The organism is Roseivivax jejudonensis (genome assembly GCF_900172265.1).
GTDB classification, from domain to species: Bacteria; Pseudomonadota; Alphaproteobacteria; order Rhodobacterales; family Rhodobacteraceae; genus Roseivivax; species Roseivivax jejudonensis.
In genome coordinates this window covers 325,392-340,889 of sequence record NZ_FWFK01000003.1, presented here as the reverse complement: position 1 = coordinate 340,889, position 15,498 = coordinate 325,392, and the positions used below count along the sequence as shown (strand labels likewise).

At 68.1% G+C, this 15,498-nt stretch carries 17 protein-coding genes and 1 tRNA gene; 12 read left to right on the top strand and 6 right to left on the bottom strand.

Translation table 11 applies throughout. The features are described 5' to 3' along the window. The first annotated feature begins 99 nt into the window (after positions 1–99). From ROJ8625_RS09540 to ROJ8625_RS09530, 3 genes are all read left to right on the top strand, one after another. Positions 100–555, top strand: a complete 456-nt coding sequence (locus ROJ8625_RS09540; RefSeq protein WP_085791654.1) for an Lrp/AsnC family transcriptional regulator — start codon at positions 100–102, stop codon at positions 553–555. After that, positions 552–1,043 carry an Lrp/AsnC family transcriptional regulator gene (locus tag ROJ8625_RS09535; RefSeq protein WP_085791653.1) on the top strand — a complete coding sequence of 164 codons (492 nt, stop codon included), beginning with the start codon at positions 552–554 and terminating at the stop codon, positions 1,041–1,043. Before ROJ8625_RS09540 ends, ROJ8625_RS09535 begins: the two co-directional genes overlap by 4 nt. Before the next feature lie 80 nt (positions 1,044–1,123). Next, on the top strand, positions 1,124–2,248 hold the full coding sequence (locus tag ROJ8625_RS09530; RefSeq protein ID WP_085791652.1) for an aminotransferase class V-fold PLP-dependent enzyme: 1,125 nt from the start codon (positions 1,124–1,126) through the stop codon (positions 2,246–2,248). A 141-nt stretch (positions 2,249–2,389) separates the two neighbouring features. Here ROJ8625_RS09530 and ROJ8625_RS09525 read toward each other — a convergent pair whose 3' ends face one another. Together ROJ8625_RS09525 and ROJ8625_RS09520 are read right to left on the bottom strand one after the other, a co-directional pair. After that, positions 2,390–3,181 (bottom strand): lanthanide ABC transporter permease protein PedC, encoded by a 792-nt coding sequence (locus ROJ8625_RS09525; protein ID WP_085791651.1) that lies wholly within the window; start codon positions 3,179–3,181, stop codon positions 2,390–2,392. Beyond that, a complete protein-coding gene (locus ROJ8625_RS09520) occupies positions 3,178–3,933 on the bottom strand; it encodes a lanthanide ABC transporter ATP-binding protein PedB/LutE (RefSeq protein ID WP_085791650.1) in 756 nt (251 codons plus the stop codon). Before ROJ8625_RS09520 ends, ROJ8625_RS09525 begins: the two co-directional genes overlap by 4 nt. 196 nt (positions 3,934–4,129) lie before the next feature. Between ROJ8625_RS09520 and ROJ8625_RS09515 the strand changes: the two genes are divergently transcribed. The 5 genes from ROJ8625_RS09515 (at position 4,130) to ROJ8625_RS09495 (ending at position 9,414) form a co-directional block, all read left to right on the top strand. After that, positions 4,130–4,657: an SRPBCC family protein gene (locus ROJ8625_RS09515; RefSeq protein ID WP_085791649.1), complete on the top strand. Its 528-nt coding sequence runs from the start codon at positions 4,130–4,132 to the stop codon at positions 4,655–4,657. A gap of 87 nt (positions 4,658–4,744) precedes the next feature. Beyond that, a complete protein-coding gene (locus tag ROJ8625_RS09510) occupies positions 4,745–5,230 on the top strand; it encodes a (2Fe-2S)-binding protein (protein ID WP_085791648.1) in 486 nt (161 codons plus the stop codon). Between the two features lie 106 nt (positions 5,231–5,336). Continuing rightward, positions 5,337–7,706, top strand: coding sequence for a xanthine dehydrogenase family protein molybdopterin-binding subunit (locus ROJ8625_RS09505; protein ID WP_085791647.1), 2,370 nt, complete (start codon positions 5,337–5,339; stop codon positions 7,704–7,706). Between the two features lie 106 nt (positions 7,707–7,812). Beyond that, positions 7,813–8,604, top strand: coding sequence for an FAD binding domain-containing protein (locus tag ROJ8625_RS09500; protein ID WP_085791646.1), 792 nt, complete (start codon positions 7,813–7,815; stop codon positions 8,602–8,604). 120 nt (positions 8,605–8,724) lie between these two features. Next, positions 8,725–9,414 carry a fumarylacetoacetate hydrolase family protein gene (locus tag ROJ8625_RS09495; protein ID WP_085791645.1) on the top strand — a complete coding sequence of 230 codons (690 nt, stop codon included), beginning with the start codon at positions 8,725–8,727 and terminating at the stop codon, positions 9,412–9,414. A 32-nt stretch (positions 9,415–9,446) separates the two neighbouring features. Here the strand turns inward: ROJ8625_RS09495 and ROJ8625_RS09490 are convergent. Beyond that, positions 9,447–9,523 (bottom strand) — tRNA-Ile (locus ROJ8625_RS09490). Between the two features lie 136 nt (positions 9,524–9,659). On the opposite strand from ROJ8625_RS09490, the gene purM reads away from it, so the two are divergent. Together purM and purN are read left to right on the top strand one after the other, a co-directional pair. Then, complete coding sequence (purM, locus tag ROJ8625_RS09485) at positions 9,660–10,703, top strand: phosphoribosylformylglycinamidine cyclo-ligase (protein ID WP_085791644.1); 1,044 nt, start codon at positions 9,660–9,662, stop codon at positions 10,701–10,703. Beyond that, complete coding sequence (purN, locus tag ROJ8625_RS09480; RefSeq protein ID WP_085791904.1) at positions 10,700–11,287, top strand: phosphoribosylglycinamide formyltransferase; 588 nt, start codon at positions 10,700–10,702, stop codon at positions 11,285–11,287. Before purM ends, purN begins: the two co-directional genes overlap by 4 nt. A 12-nt stretch (positions 11,288–11,299) precedes the next feature. Here the strand turns inward: purN and ROJ8625_RS09475 are convergent, their stop codons facing one another. Further along, complete coding sequence (locus tag ROJ8625_RS09475) at positions 11,300–11,497, bottom strand: hypothetical protein (RefSeq protein WP_085791643.1); 198 nt, start codon at positions 11,495–11,497, stop codon at positions 11,300–11,302. 188 nt (positions 11,498–11,685) lie between these two features. Between ROJ8625_RS09475 and rnd the strand changes: the two genes are divergently transcribed. Continuing rightward, on the top strand, positions 11,686–12,858 hold the full coding sequence (gene rnd, locus ROJ8625_RS09470) for a ribonuclease D (protein WP_085791642.1): 1,173 nt from the start codon (positions 11,686–11,688) through the stop codon (positions 12,856–12,858). A 25-nt stretch (positions 12,859–12,883) separates the two neighbouring features. Here rnd and ROJ8625_RS09465 read toward each other — a convergent pair whose 3' ends face one another. Then, a complete protein-coding gene (locus ROJ8625_RS09465) occupies positions 12,884–13,402 on the bottom strand; it encodes a hypothetical protein (RefSeq protein ID WP_085791641.1) in 519 nt (172 codons plus the stop codon). Between the two features lie 173 nt (positions 13,403–13,575). On the opposite strand from ROJ8625_RS09465, the gene ROJ8625_RS09460 reads away from it, so the two are divergent. After that, positions 13,576–13,986 carry a SufE family protein gene (locus ROJ8625_RS09460; protein ID WP_085791640.1) on the top strand — a complete coding sequence of 137 codons (411 nt, stop codon included), beginning with the start codon at positions 13,576–13,578 and terminating at the stop codon, positions 13,984–13,986. Positions 13,987–14,128: 142 nt separating this feature from the next. Here the strand turns inward: ROJ8625_RS09460 and ROJ8625_RS09455 are convergent, their stop codons facing one another. Then, positions 14,129–15,376, bottom strand: a complete 1,248-nt coding sequence (locus ROJ8625_RS09455) for a glycerophosphodiester phosphodiesterase family protein (protein ID WP_085791639.1) — start codon at positions 15,374–15,376, stop codon at positions 14,129–14,131. Positions 15,377–15,498: the final 122 nt, after the last annotated feature.

Here is a 15,498-nt window from a genome sequence, read left to right as displayed (position 1 = left end):
CAGTCTAGGGAATACGCCTCGAATTTTCGTGCAAAGACCGGGCCGGCCCCGGTTTGTACGATATTTCCATTCGCCAATTTGCGGTATAGTGCATTTCTCATGCTTGACGACATCGACCGCCGCATCCTGCGCCAGTACCAGGCCGCGCCCGACGAAGGGCACGCGGCGCTGGCCGCGCGCTGCGGGGTCACCGCGACGACGCTGGCGCGTCGTCTCGACCGCCTGCGCGAGACCGGGATCCTCAAGGCGACCCGGGGCGTCATCGACTGGGCCGTGCTCGGCTACACGGTCGAGGTCTCGCTGCGCGTGACGCTCGACAAGAGCATGCCGCAGGCCTTCGACGAATTCCTCGCCGCGGCGCGCGAGGTTCCGGAGGTGCTCGAGATCCAGACGTTTCTCGGCCAGGTGGACGTGCGGCTGTCGGTCATCGCACGCGATCTGTCGCACTACCAGGCGCTCTACCGCGATCGCCTGCTGGCGCTGCCGCACATGACCGACGTGGAGGCGCTGATGCATGTCGCGCGTCTCAAGAGCGACGAGACGCTGCCGCTGTGATCGATCTCGACGACACCGACCGCGCGATGATCCGCGCGCTGGCCGAGGATGCGACGCTCTCGGCAGGTGCGCTCGGGCGCCGCTTCGGCCTGTCGCAACCCGCCGCGTGGCGCCGCGTCCGGCGCTTTAGGGAGGCCGGGGTCTTTCGCGGGCATCGCCTGGAATGCGACAACGCAGCGCTCGGCTTCGGCGTCACCGTATTCCTCGGGGTGAAGCTTGCAACCCGGGGGAGGACCGGGCTCGGCGATTTCGAGCGCGCGGTCCAGGCCATCCCGGAGGTCCAGACGGTCGAGCACGTGCTCGGAATGTACGACTACCGCCTGCGCGTGGTCGCGCGCGACATCGCCGATTTCGAACGCGTGCTGCGGCGCCGGATCATGACGCTGCCCGGCGTGGGCAGCCTCGATGCCAACGTGCTTCTGTCCGAGGAACGCCGCCCCGGCCCGCTCGGCGCACGCGGCGCGCGAGTGCAGGACGCCACATCCTGACGACACCGAAACGGCTTGGCGGCAGGGCCCGGAGACGGTAGCAGTGGCGCCGGTATCCCATCGACCAGACGGAGGCGGCCATGGCCCTCAACGACGCGATCGACCCCGGCGGGCTGGACGAATTCTCGGTCGTCTTCACTGACCGCTCTCTCAACCACATGTCCGCTGCGTTCCAGCAGGTGATGCGCGACATCTCGGGCCTCCTGCGCGAGGTCTACGCCGCGCACGCGGTCGCGGTCGTCCCGGGCGGCGGCACCTTCGCGATGGAGGCCGTCGCGCGCCAGTTCGGCCAGGGCGCGGACATGCTCGTGGTGCGCAACGGCTGGTTCTCGTATCGCTGGAGCCAGATCTTCGAAGCCGGCGGCTTCGGCGGCGAGATCACCGTGCTGCCTGCCCGGCAGGTCGGCAACACGGCCCAGGCGCCCTTCGCGCCGCCGCCGATCGAGGAGGTCAAGGCCCGGATCGCCGAGACCCGCCCGCAGGTGGTCTTCGCGCCGCACGTCGAAACCTCGGCCGGGATCATCCTGCCCGACGACTACATCCGCCGGATGGCCGCGGCGGTACACGCCGTCGGCGGACTGATGGTGCTCGACTGCATCGCTTCGGGCTGCGCCTGGATCGACATGGCGGCGACCGGCGTCGACGTTCTGATCTCGGCGCCGCAGAAGGGATGGTCGTCGACGCCTTCCGCCGGGCTCGTCATGCTCTCGGAGCGCGCGGCGCAGAGAATGGATGAGACGACGTCGAATTCCTTCGCCGCGGACCTCAGGAAATGGCGCGCGATCATGGCCGCCTACGAGGAGGGCGGGCACGCCTACCACGCGACCATGCCGACGGACGGATTGCGCGCCTTCCGCGACGCCATGATCGAGACCCGCGACATGGGCTTCGAGGCCGCGCGCGCCGCGCAGTTCGATCTCGGCGCGCGGGTGCGCGGGATGCTGGCCGATCGCGGCGTGGCGTCCGTCGCCGCCGACGGCTTCGGCGCCCCGGGCGTCGTCGTCAGCTATACCGGCGATCCCGAGATCAAGTCGGGCCGCGCCTTCGCGCAGGCCGGCACGCAGATCGCCGCCGGTGTTCCTCTCCAGGTGGGCGAGCCCGACGGCTTCTCGACCTTCCGGATCGGCCTTTTCGGTCTCGACAAGCTTCGCGACGTGCCCGGGACCGTCGCACGTCTCGAACGCGGTCTGGACGCGGCGCTCTGAGCGCCGCCACTGCCGGCTCGCGTCGATGGTGTCTTGAGTATTTGATCCAAGAAGAAGGGCGGAGCGCGCAGTCCTTCTTCTTGGCGAAAATACTCCCGCCGGAGGCGTCCGGCGCCGACGTCCCGCACGGACGTTCGAGAGTCAGCCCTTACTGCGCACGAGCCCGCGGGCCGGATCGTAACCCCAGAGCGCCAGCGCCATGAAGGCGCCGAGCGCGAGAAGCACCCACAGAAACGCCATGCCGTTCCACTGCGCGTAGAGCGCGAAGCGGATCAGCTCGACGGCGTGGGTGAAGGGATTGGCCGCGCAGATGTTGCGCAAGAGCGCCGAGCTTTCGGCCATCTTCCACAGCGGATAGAGCGCGGAGGACAAGAAGAACATCGGAAAGATGACGAAGTTCATCACGCCGGCGAAATTCTCCAGCTGGCGCACGAGCGAAGAGAGCGCGAGTCCCAGCGCGCCGAGCATGAGTCCTGCCAGCGCGAGGGCCGGCAGGACCGCCACGTAGCCTGACGGGGTCGTGTCGACACCGAAGAGCGCGGCGATCGCCAGGAAGGCGTAGACCTGCAGGATCCCGATCGCGGTGGCGCCGAGCAGCTTGCAGAAGAGCAGCCAGGCCCGCGGCAGCGGCGCCGTCAGCAGGAGCCGCATCGCGCCAGTCTCGCGGTCGTAGACGAGGCTGAGCGAGGATTGCATCGCGTTGAACAGCAGGACCATGCCGCAGAGCCCCGGCACGATGTAGGTCTCGTAGCTGATATAGGTCTGGTAGGGCGGCTGTATCGACAGGCCGAGCGCGGCGCGGAAACCCGCCGCGAACACCAGCAGCCAGACCAGGGGGCGCACGAGCGCGGCGAGGAAGCGCTCGCGCTGGTGAACGAAGCGCAGCGCCTCGCGCAGGACGATGGCCCGGAGCGCGGTGATGTAGGGGCTCATGCCGCCGGTCCCGGGGGGACCGCGGGGTCAACGCCGGTCTCGGCAAGGAAATAGTCGGTGAGGCCACTGGGGCCGCGCAGCGCGCCGGCTTCGCCGTCCGCGCGGATCTGACCGCGGTGCAGGATCACCAGCCGATCGTCGTCGCGCACCTCGTCCGTGAGGTGCGTGGCCCAAAGGACGGTCAGCCCGTCCTCGGCGCAGAGCCGGTGGGCATGGTCGGTGATGGACGCGCGGGCGGCAGCGTCGAGCCCGACGGTCGGCTCGTCGAGCAGCAGGACCGCCGGCGCATGCACGAGCGCGCGCGCGATTTCGGTGCGCCGGCGGTGTCCTCCGTTGAGGTCGCGCGTCCGCTCGCCGGCGCGTTCGGCGATGTCGAGCCGGGCGAGCGCCGCGTCGATCCGGCGTTCGGCGTCGCGTCCCGAGAGGCCGTGCAGCGCCGCGAAGTAGCGCAGATTCTGGCGGATCGTCAGGTCGAGGTCGAGCGTGGGCGACTGGAACACCACGCCCATTCGCGCGAGCGCGGCGCGCGGGGCGCGCGCGATGTCGTGCCCGGCGATGCGGATGCGGCCCGTCGGCGTGGTGAAGAGCCGGGTGAGCAGCGCAAAGAGCGTCGACTTGCCGGCGCCGTTCGGGCCCAGAAGCGCCGCGAAGCGGCCCGGCGCCACGTCGAAGGACACCTCGTCGAGCGCGGTCTTCGCGCCGTAGCGGTAGCTCACCGCGTGCACGCTCAGCCCCTCGTCGTTCCTCGTCATCGGGCCGGCTCCTCTGCTCCCCGCCGCGTCCGGCGTCGAGACTAGACGGGCCGCATGGGCGTCGCAAACGCCCACCAAGGTCGCGGCCCGCGTCCGGCGGGGCTGGAACATGGCGCGCACCTCTAGGAGAATGGTCTTATTTCCGACCCCCGTCCGAGCCCATAACGTTCGGACCAGAACCGAGAGGACAGACCCCATGCAGATGAGCGACTCCCGCGAGATCCAGGCCGATCGCGAGACGGTGTGGGCGGCGATCCTGAGCCCGGAGGTCCTCAAGGCCTGCGTCCCGGGCTGCCAGGAGCTGACCGGTACCCCCGAAGAGGGCTACGAGGCGACGGTGGTGCAGAAGGTCGGCCCGGTGAAGGCGACCTTCAAGGGCCATGTTTCCGTGTCCGACATGCACAAGCCCGACCGCCTGACCCTGTCGGGCGAGGGCAAGGGCGGTGCCGCGGGATTCGCCAAGGGCGAGGCGGCGGTCGCGCTCGAGGAGGCGGGACCGGGCGTGACGCGGCTGACCTACGATGTCGAGGCGAAGGTCGGCGGCAAGCTCGCCCAGCTCGGAAGCCGCATCATCGACGGCTTCGCCAAGAAGATGGCGGACCAGTTCTTCACGCGGCTTCAGGAGGCCATCGAGGGCCCGGCCGACGAGGCCGAGGCGCCCGAGGCCGAGGCGACGCCGGACGCGGCCAAGAAAGGCTGGTTCAAGCGCATGATCTCGACGTGACATCCTGGCCGCTTGACAGACCCCGGTCGCGCCGGGGCACGCTCGCGGCCAAGACAGCCATAACACGCTATCCAACGGGAGGATTCCATGACTGAAGTGACGATGACGGTGAACGGCAAGTCCGTCAGCCGTCCGGTGCGCGGCAACGAGCTGCTGGTCGAGTTCCTGCGCGAGCAGCTGCGGCTGACGGGCACGCACGTGGGCTGCGACACCAGCCAGTGCGGCGCCTGCTGCGTGCATGTGAACGGCGAACTCGTGAAGGCCTGCACCATGTTCGCGGCCGAGGCGGACGGCGCCGAGGTGGCGACGATCGAGGGCATGGCGAATGCCGATGGCTCGCTCAACGTGATCCAGCAGGCGTTCCAGGATCATCACGGCCTGCAGTGCGGCTTCTGCACGCCGGGCATGGTGATGGCGGCCGCGGCGCTCCTGAAGGACAACCCGACGCCGACCGAGGCCGAGATCCGGCATTACCTGCAGGGCAACATCTGCCGCTGCACCGGCTATCACAACATCATCAAGGCCATCATGGCCGCGTCGGGACAGGACGCCGGCAAGATCGCCGCCGAATGATCCGCTGAGGGCCGGGCCCGCGTGACGGGCCGGGCAGGGCGGCGCGCCGCCCGATCAACGCCGACACATGCGGGCAGGGCCCGCCACCCTTGGGAGGACAAGCCAAATGCCGAAGGATCATGGCATCGGAGCCAGCACGAAGCGCCGGGAGGACGTGCGCTTTCTGACGGGCACCGGCAACTACACCGACGACATCAACGTCTACGGTCAGGCCTACGTGCACTTTCTGCGCTCGGACGTGGCGCATGGCACGATTAACGGGATCGACACCGCGGCGGCAGAGGCGATGCCGGGCGTGCTGCACATCTTCACCGGCAAGGATTTCGAGGCGGTCGGCGGCATTCCCTGCGGCTGGCAGGTGACGGACCGGTTCGGGCAGCCGATGAAGGAGCCCAAGCACCCGGTTCTCGCGCACGGCAAGGTGCGCCACGTGGGCGACCCGATCTGCGCGGTCGTGGCCGAGACGCTGGAGCAGGCCCGCGACGCGGCCGAGGCGATCGAGCTCGACATCGACGAGTTGCCGGCGGTCGTCAACATGGCCAAGGCGCTCGAGGACGGCGCGACGCTGGTCCATGACGATCTGGGCGACAACCTCTGCTACGACTGGGGCTTCGTCGAGGAAAACAAGGAGGCCGTGGACGAGGCGATCAAGAACGCCGCCCACGTCACCACGCTCGAACTGGTGAACAACCGTGTCGTGCCGAACCCCATGGAGCCGCGTGTCGCGATCGGCGATTTCAACGCGGCCTCGGGCGACTCGACTCTCTACACCACGTCGCAGAATCCGCACGTGATCCGGCTTCTGATGGGGGCCTTCGTCCTCGGCATCCCAGAGCACAAGCTGCGCGTCGTAGCACCCGATGTCGGCGGCGGGTTCGGCTCGAAGATCTACCACTACGCCGAGGAGGCGCTCTGCACCTTCGCGGCCAAGGCGCTGAAGCGTCCCGTGAAATGGACCTCGACCCGGTCCGAAGCCTTCATGTCGGATGCGCATGGCCGCGACCACGTCACCACGATCGAACTGGCGCTCGACGCCGATCACAAGTTCACCGCGGTGCGCACGTCGACGCTGGCGAACATGGGCGCCTACCTGTCGACCTTCGCGCCGTCGGTCCCGACATGGCTGCACGGCACGCTGATGGCCGGCAACTACACGACGCCGCTCGTCTACTGCAACGTGCGCGCGGTCTTCACCAATACCGTGCCGGTGGATGCCTATCGCGGCGCCGGGCGGCCGGAGGCGACCTACCAGCTCGAGCGCGTGATCGACAAGGCGGCGCGCGAGCTCGGCGTCGACCCGATCGAGATCCGGCGCAAGAACTTCGTCACCGAGTTCCCCTACCAGACGCCGGTGGCTGTCGAGTACGACTCGGGTGACTTCCATCGCCTCATGGACAAGCTCGAGGCGGCCGCGGACTTCGGCGGCTTTGCCGCCCGCCGGGCCGAGAGCGAGAAGAAGGGCATGCTGCGCGGGCTCGGCATCAACTGCTTCATCGAGGCCTGCGGCATCGCGCCGTCGAACCTCGTCGGCCAGCTCGGCGCGCGCGCCGGCCTCTACGAAAGCGCGACGGTGCGGGTGAACGCCACCGGTGGCCTTGTGGTAATGACCGGCTCGCACAGCCACGGCCAGGGCCACGAGACGGTCTTCCCGCAGGTCATCTCGGAGATGACCGGCCTCGAGGAGCACATGGTCGAGATCGAGCATGGCGACACCGCGAACACACCGATGGGCATGGGCACCTACGGCTCGCGCTCGATCGCGGTCGGCGGCTCGGCGATGGTTCGGGCGACCGAGAAGATCATCAACAAGATGAAGAAGATCGCCGCCCACCTAATGGAGGCCGCCGAGGGCGATATCGAGCTCAAGGACGGCTCCTTCTCGGTGGCGGGCACCGACAAGTCGGTGGCCTGGGGCGATGTCTGCCTCGCGGCCTACGTGCCGCACAATTACCCGCTCGAGGACATCGAGCCCGGGCTCGAGGAGACGGCGTTCTACGATCCGGCGAACTTCACCTATCCTGCCGGTGCCTATGCCTGCGAGGTCGAGGTCGACCCCGAGACCGGCAAGGTACGGATCGACCGCTTCACCACCGCGGACGATTTCGGCAACGTGATGAACCCGATGATCGTCGACGGCCAGGTGCATGGCGGTCTCGCGCAGGGGATCGGACAGGCGCTGCTCGAGAACTCGACCTACGATCCCGAGACCGGTCAGCTCCTGTCGGCGTCCTACATGGACTACGCGATGCCGCGGGCGGACGACGTGCCGTTCTTCAAGGTCGACCACACCAACGGGACACCGTGCACGCACAACCCTCTCGGGGTGAAGGGCTGCGGCGAGGCCGGCGCGATCGGCTCGACTCCGACGGTCGTGAACGCGGTGGTCGACGCGGTCCAGTCGGGCGGGCACAAACATGTCACCCACATCGACATGCCGCTGACGCCCGGGCGAGTCTGGGCCGCCATGAACGGCTGAGATCACGGGCCGGGCCGGCGGACATCCCGCCGGCCGGCCACGACAGTTCCGGCCCGGAGACGGGCGCCGCGTGCGCCGTCCCGGCCGACATGAGGAGAGACGCCAAATGTATTCCTTCGACATCGAACGTCCGAAATCGGTGGCCGACGCGGTTGCCGCGCTCGGCGCGGACGAGGCGCAGCCGATCGCCGGCGGCCAGACCCTGATCCCGACGCTGAAGCAGCGCCTCGCCAGCCCGTCGAAGCTGGTGGCGCTGTCGGGCATCGAAGAGATGAAGTACGTGCGCCGAGATGGCGACACGCTCGTCATCGGTGGCGGGACCACGCACGGCACGATCGCGCGCGAGACGGCCGAGCACTTTCCCGGCCTCGCCGGCCTCGCCGCGCGCATCGGCGACCCGGCGGTCCGCAACCGCGGCACGATCGGCGGCTCGATCGCCAACAACGATCCCTCGGCCTGCTATCCCTCCGCGGCGCTGGCCTGTGGCGCGACCATCGTCACCGACAAGCGCGAGATCGCGGCCGACGACTACTTCCAGGGGATGTTCATGACGGCGCTCGAAGAGGGCGAGATCGTCACCGAGATCCGGTTCCCGATCCCGGAGAAGTCCGCCTACATGAAGTTCGAGCAGATCGCCTCGCGCTTTCCTCTGGTCGGGGTCTTCGTCGCCAAGTTCGCCGACAAGGTGGGCGTCGGCGTGACCGGCGCATCGAATGACGGCGTGTTCCGCTGGAGCGAGGCGGAACAGGCGCTCGGATCAAACTTCGCCGCGGATGCGGTGTCCGGGCTGACCGCGCCCGATGCCTCGGACATGATCTCGGACCTGCACGGGACCGGCGCGTACCGCGCCCACCTCGTCGGCGTGATGACAAAGCGCGCGGTCGCCGCGGCCAGCTGACCCGCTGCACCGCGCGACGGTCTCGGGGCCCGGTTCCGCGCCATCGCGGGGCCGGGCCCTTTGCCTTTCGCGAAGGGGCGGGGCACACTCGCGCATCGCTCCGTGCCTGGAGACCTGCTCATGGAAACGCTCTTTGCCGCCCGGCCGCAGCCCGCGCTCGCCGTCGCCGACGCGGTCGCGCTCTATCCGGTCGCGCGCATCTTCTGCATCGGCCGGAATTACGCCGCGCATGCCGAGGAGATGGGAAACGCGGTCGAGGATACGCCGTTCTTCTTCACGAAGTCCTGCCACCATCTGGCGCAGTCCGGCGTGATGCAGCCCTATCCGCCCGGAACGGCCGAGTATCACCACGAGGTCGAACTCGTGGTCGCGCTTGGCTCCGAACTGACCGCGGCGACAGCGGACACGGCGATGGAGGCGGTCTTCGGTTATGCCGTGGGTCTCGACATGACCCGGCGGGATCTGCAGGCGCGGGCCAAGGCAAAGAGCCTGCCGTGGGACGCCGCAAAGGACGCGGAGGGATCGGCGGTGATCGGTCCGCTGACCCGGGCAGAAGCGTTCGGCGCGCCTGGACCGCAGCGCATCTCCCTCGACGTCAACGGCGAAATCCGGCAGGACGCCCGGCTCGACGAGATGGTGCGTCCGGTCGGGGCGCTTCTGGCCTTCCTGTCGGAGCTTTACACTCTGGCCCCCGGTGATCTGGTCATGACAGGCACACCCGCGGGCGTGGCCGCGGTCGGCCCCGGTGACGTGCTGACCGGAACGATCGAGGGATTGTCCGCCGTACAGATGACAGTGTCCGCCGACTGACAACCGACGTTCGGCGCGATCCGGACGTGTGGTGGTAGGCCCGGAGGGACTCGAACCCCCAACCAAAGCGTTATGAGCGCTCTGCTCTAACCAATTGAGCTACAGGCCCGCCGTGTCCGCGATGTTGCAGCCGCAGGGAGGGACGTCAAGCGCCGCGCGCCGGGGATCGCGGGGCGTGACGCTCCGGCATGGACAGCCGCGCGTGGCTGCGCTAGGCGCCAAGCGCGGGCAGCAAGGGGCGGGCCATGACCGAAAAGACCGGGATCACCTATGCCGAGGCGGGCGTCGACATCGACGCCGGAAACGCGCTGGTCGAGCGGATCAAGCCGGCGGCGAAGCGCACGGACCGTCCTGGGACGATGGCCGGGCTCGGCGGCTTCGGCGCTCTGTTCGATCTCAAGGCCGCGGGGTACGACGACCCGGTTCTGGTCGCGGCGACGGACGGTGTCGGCACCAAGCTCCGCATCGCCATCGACACCGGGTATCTCGACGGCGTGGGGATCGACCTCGTCGCGATGTGCGTGAACGATCTCGTCTGCCAGGGGGCGGAGCCGCTCTTCTTCCTCGACTACTTCGCCACGGGCAAGCTCGACACCGACAGCGCCGCGCGGGTGGTCGAGGGGATCGCCGAGGGCTGCGCGCGCGCCGGCGCCGCGCTCATCGGCGGCGAAACGGCCGAGATGCCGGGCATGTACGCGGCCGGCGACTTCGACCTGGCGGGCTTCGCGGTCGGCGCGATGGAGCGTGGCACGGCCCTTCCTTCGGACGTGACCGAGGGTGACGTCCTGATCGGGCTTGCGTCGGACGGCGTACATTCCAACGGCTACAGCCTCGTGCGGCGCATCGTCGAGCGTGCGGGGCTCGGCTGGGAGACGCAGTGCCCCTGGGCAGAGGGCACGCTGGGTGCGGCGCTCCTCGCACCGACGAGGCTCTACGTGCACCCGGTGCTCGACGCGCGCGGGGCGGGCGGGCTTCGCGGCGCGGCGCACATCACCGGCGGCGGGTTGACCGAAAACGTGCCGCGCGTCCTGCCCGACGGGCTCGGCGTCGAAATCGACCTCGGCGCTTGGCGCCTGCCCGGGGTGTTCGACTGGCTGCGATCGGAAGGCGGCCTCGCATCTGACGAGATGCTCAAGACGTTCAATTGCGGGATCGGCATGGTTCTCGTGGTGGCGCCGGACCGGGCCGAGGCGCTTTGCGACGCGCTGGCCTTGGCCGGAGAGACGCCACATCGCCTCGGGCGCGTCGTCGCGGGGCAGGGGGTCGCCTATACCGGCACGCTCGCATAATGCGCGTCGCCATCCTGATCTCCGGCGGCGGGTCCAACATGCTTGCGCTGGCCGACAGCATGACCGGCGCGCATCCGGCGCGTCCCGTTCTGGTGCTGTCCAACAAACCGGACGCCGGTGGGCTCGAAAAGGCGGCGGCGCGCGGGATCGCGACCGCCTGCGTCGATCACAGGCCCTTTCGTGGCGACCGGCCGGCCTTCGAGGCGGCGCTGCACGACAGGCTGGTTCAGGCCGCGCCCGATCTCATCTGCCTTGCCGGGTTCATGCGGGTTCTGACCGAGAATTTCGTTGAGGCGTGGGCCGGGCGGATGTTGAACATCCATCCCTCGCTTCTGCCCAAGTATCGCGGTCTCGACACCCATGCGCGCGCCATCGCGGCGGGCGACAGCGAGGCCGGGTGCACCGTGCACGAGGTGACGCCCGCGCTCGATGACGGGCCGGTCCTGGGGCAGGCCCGCGTACCGATCCGGACCGACGAAACGCCCGAGACGCTGGCCGCGCGCGTGCTGGTCCAGGAACACCGGCTCTATCCCGCAGTGGTCGCCCGTGTCGCCACGGGCGACCGACGCCGCATCGATCTCTGATCTCGCACGGGCCTAGTGAGCCGCGCCGCGCGTTGCGACGTTGCCGTGCCATTCCAAGGCGCCTTCCTGCGGCACGGGCGCCTCGAGCGCCATGGCCAGAACGCCAAGAAGCAGGATCACGGCGGTGGCCGCCGCGGCGATCGTGCCACCGTCGATGTGGAGATGCCTGCGCGTCGCGCCGGCGGCGGAGAAGATGTCTGTCGCGGTCATGGTTCGTCCTTTCGAGGTCGCTGTGTCATGCCGCGAATATGGGACTTGGTGCATCATTCTTGAAGCGAATGTATGTTTGATACAGCATCACTCGTCGTGATGGCTTGTCGGGCCGGACTGTCGCTTTGCAGGCCCCGCATTCCTTCGATAAGCTGCCGCGGAACGACACATAATTTCCGCAGGCATTCATGCAGACCATCACCACGACCGACGCCTTGGCCGCCTATTGTGACCGGGCGAAAGGCCAGCCCTACGTGACGGTCGACACCGAGTTTCTGCGCGAGCGGACGTATTACTCCAAGCTCTGCCTGATCCAGATCGCGCTGCCCGAAGCCGCGGCAGCGGAGCCCGGCGACGAGGTCGTGCTGGTCGATCCGATCGAGGGCGCGGACATGTCGCTCGAGCCGCTGCTGGAGCTCTTTCGCGACACGTCGGTGGTGAAGGTCTTTCATGCCGCGCGGCAGGATCTGGAAATCTTCCACGTCGATCACGGCGTGCTGCCGACGCCACTCTTCGACACACAGGTGGCGGCGATGGTCTGCGGCTTCGGCGAGCAGGCGGGCTACGAGACGCTGGTGAAGCGGATCGCCAAAGCGTCACTCGACAAGTCCTCGCGCTTCACCGACTGGTCGCGGCGCCCGCTGTCGGACGCGCAGAAGGCCTATGCCGCGGCCGACGTGACGCATCTTCGGCAGATCTACGAGTATCTCGACCGGCGCCTGCGCGACACCGGGCGCCACCGCTGGGTGGAGGAGGAGCTCGGCATCCTGACCGATCCAGCGACCTACCGCACGGAGCCCGACGAGGCGTGGCAGCGGATCAAGACACGCTCGAACTCGCCGCGCTTCCTCGCGATCGTGCAGGAGCTCGCGCGGTTTCGTGAGGCCTACGCGCAAGAGCGCAACATTCCCCGCAATCGCGTCTTCAAGGACGACGCGTTGTCCGAGATCGCGTCCACGAAACCGCAATCCCATGCCGATCTCGGGCGCTCGCGGCTGCTCCTGCGCGAGGCGCGCAAAGGCGACATCGCCGACGGTATCCTCGCGGCGGTCCAGCGCGGACTCGATCGCCCGAAAGAGGACCTGCCGCAGCCCGACCAGTCGCGCGACCGGCTGCAGGTGAACCCCGCCCTCGCCGATCTTCTGCGCGTGCTGCTGAAGGCCAAGACCGAAAGCTCGGGCGTCGCGCCGAAGCTGATCGCTCCGGCGGCGGACCTCGACGCGATTGCGGCCGGAGAGCGAGATCTTCCGGCGCTCAAGGGATGGCGGCGTGAGGTCTTCGGAGAGGATGCGCTGAAGCTGTGCGAGGGCCGGATCGCGCTCTCCGCCAAGGGCCGGTCAGTGTCGGTGATCGAGATCTGACGCCCGTTGCCGCGTGCGGCTGCCGTCAGCGGCGCGTGGTCAGGATGTTCTGCGCGCCGCGCACCTCGATGCGCGAGATGCCGATCAGTTCATTGTCCGAAAGGTAGGTCGCCGCGGTGACCTTGCGCGCGTCTGGCCCGGTGTTGCGCGGCCCCGGCCGCTGCAGCGCGTTGAGCGTGTAGACGAGCGCTGAAGGGTCCGGCTGGTCCTCCAGCGTCAGTCTCACGTCGAACGGGCCTGCCTGGCTCGCGATGCCGGTCGTGCGCACGATCGCGCCACCCGGCCGCCGCTCCACCAAGAGCTCGTTGATCACGGCGATCGGTTGCCCGAGATAGACGGTTTCTTCGGCGCGGTTGCGACGGAAGATCGACACGGTCGGCGTGGTCGGGATCAGGGGGTTCGCGCCGGGCGCCGTGGCGACCGGGGCCGGGCGCGACACGGCGCCGCCGAACCAATTGAACGGATTGAACCGCGAGTCCCGGACGGTGCCGCAACTCGACAGCACGAGCGCGCCGATCAGGATGCCCCCGAGTGATGCCTTCATGCCTGCCCGTCCCGTTCCGTCGACCCGATGCGGTCTGTTGCCCTTGGCTTTCGGTTATCCGATTGCGGCCTCTTTGAAAAGCACTGCCGCGCGCGACGTCCGGCCGGCAGGGCTGGACGCCGGGGCCGGCGACGCATACTTCACCTGCAACAGATCGCAGGGAAGGACGCGCGATGGCGCAACCGGCATTCGAGGAGGTGGTCGAGGATTTCGAGTTCCTCGACGACTGGGAAGATCGCTACCGCATGGTCATCGAGATGGGCAAGGCCATGGACCCGCTCGACGATGCGCTCAAGGTGCCCGCGACGAAGGTCGACGGCTGCGCCAGCCAAGTCTGGCTGCATCCGCGCATAGAGGACGGGCATTTCCACTTCGAGGGCGACAGCGACGCGGTGATCGTGCGCGGTCTGATCGCACTGCTGCGCCGGCTCTACGACGGGCTGCCGATGCCGGCGGTGCTCGACGTCGACGCCAAGGCCGAGCTCGGCCGGCTGGGCCTCGAGGAAAACCTGTCGTCCCAACGCTCGAACGGCCTGCGCGCGATGATCGAGCGCATCCGCGGCCTCGCGGCCGAGCACGCCTGATCTCTCGGAGCAGGGCACCGCAGCTTGCGACGGCCCGCAGAACGTGACGCTGTCGCGCCGCGCTTGCCAGACCGTTAGCAATTGAAAAAGGGCGGCCCGCTCGAGCCGCCCTTGGTTCTGTCAAATCTGACGCGCGTGGCGCTCAGAGGCCCTTGCAGTTGGCATAGTAGGTCACCGTGGCCGGCCAGTCGGAGAACACGCCGACAACGCCTACATCCTGAGCGAGCACGTCGAGGATCTCGAAGTAGTCGCCGTCGGTGTCGATCGCGTCCGTCACCGACTGAAAGTACCAGCCGCCACCCGAGGCGAGCGGGCCGGAGCGTTCGAGGGTCCAGGTGATGATGTCGAGATCCGCGGCCGCGGCTTCTTCGGCGTAGACCGACGGGACCATTTCGCCGTTCTCGTTGAGCGTGACGAGCATCCACAGCGGCGGCGCGATGTAGTTGACGCCCATCTCTTTCAGCTCGGCCATCGTCGGCATGAAGGTCGATGCGTCCATAGGATCGATCTCGCCCTCGTCCTCGTCGAACGCTTCGTAACGATCATCGAGATAGACGGCCTGTGCGCCGAACTCGGGCTCGTTCTCGATCCAGTACTGGATGTCCGACAGGTTGAAGCTTTGTGGCCAGACGCGCGACGGATCGATGTCCGCGTCCTTGTACTCGTCGATCATCTTCTGCGCGTAGGCTTCCTGCGTGAACTCGCCCATCGGCATGTCGACCGACGGCGCCTTCAGCTCGGGCGTGAAGTCCGCGCCCATCTGGTCGAACAGCGCAATCGATTCCGCGTGAGTCATCAGCGTGGCGTCGTTCGCGTAGAGATCGGTGCGCCAATCGGCGGTGCCGCCGACATAGTCCTCGACCGTGGTCGCCTGCGCATTGGCGGCGTCCATCTTGGGCTCGAGCGTGCGGAACTCCTCGAGAGTCAGCTCCGACGTGCGGCACTCGGCCGTTGCATCCTCGCCATCAGCGGCGGGCGTGAACGGCGTGGTGCAGGTCTCGGCGAGATCCGTGAGCAGGATGTTCGTCGTCGTATGCAGATCGTTCTGCGCGTGGCGGCAGACCAATTCCTCGTCCGAGGTGAAGGTCACGTCGCATTCGAGAATTCCGGCGCCCTGTCCGGCGGCCGCGCGGTTCGATTCCACCGTGTGCTCGGGGAACATCAGCGGCGCGCCGCGGTGGCCGATGGAAAACGCGGTCCGCTGAGGCTCCTGGCCCATGCAGGACATCAGCTCGGACTTGAGCTCGCTGTCGGCCATCTTGCCGATCAGGAAGAACGGACGCGGGCCGTAGGACAGGCCTTCGTCGTAGGTGCCGCCATCCTGCGATTGGGCAGGCGCCGCCACGGGCAGCATCAGCATCGCGGTGCCGAGAAGAAACGCACGGGTCATCGAAAAAACCTCTCTGTTCGTTTGAGAGTTTCGCCATGCCGTGACACGGCAAATGTCTCGTGACACCGGGATAACGATTCCATGACGCCGAGTCAGCGTCAGCGTCAGCGCGCGCCTCGCGG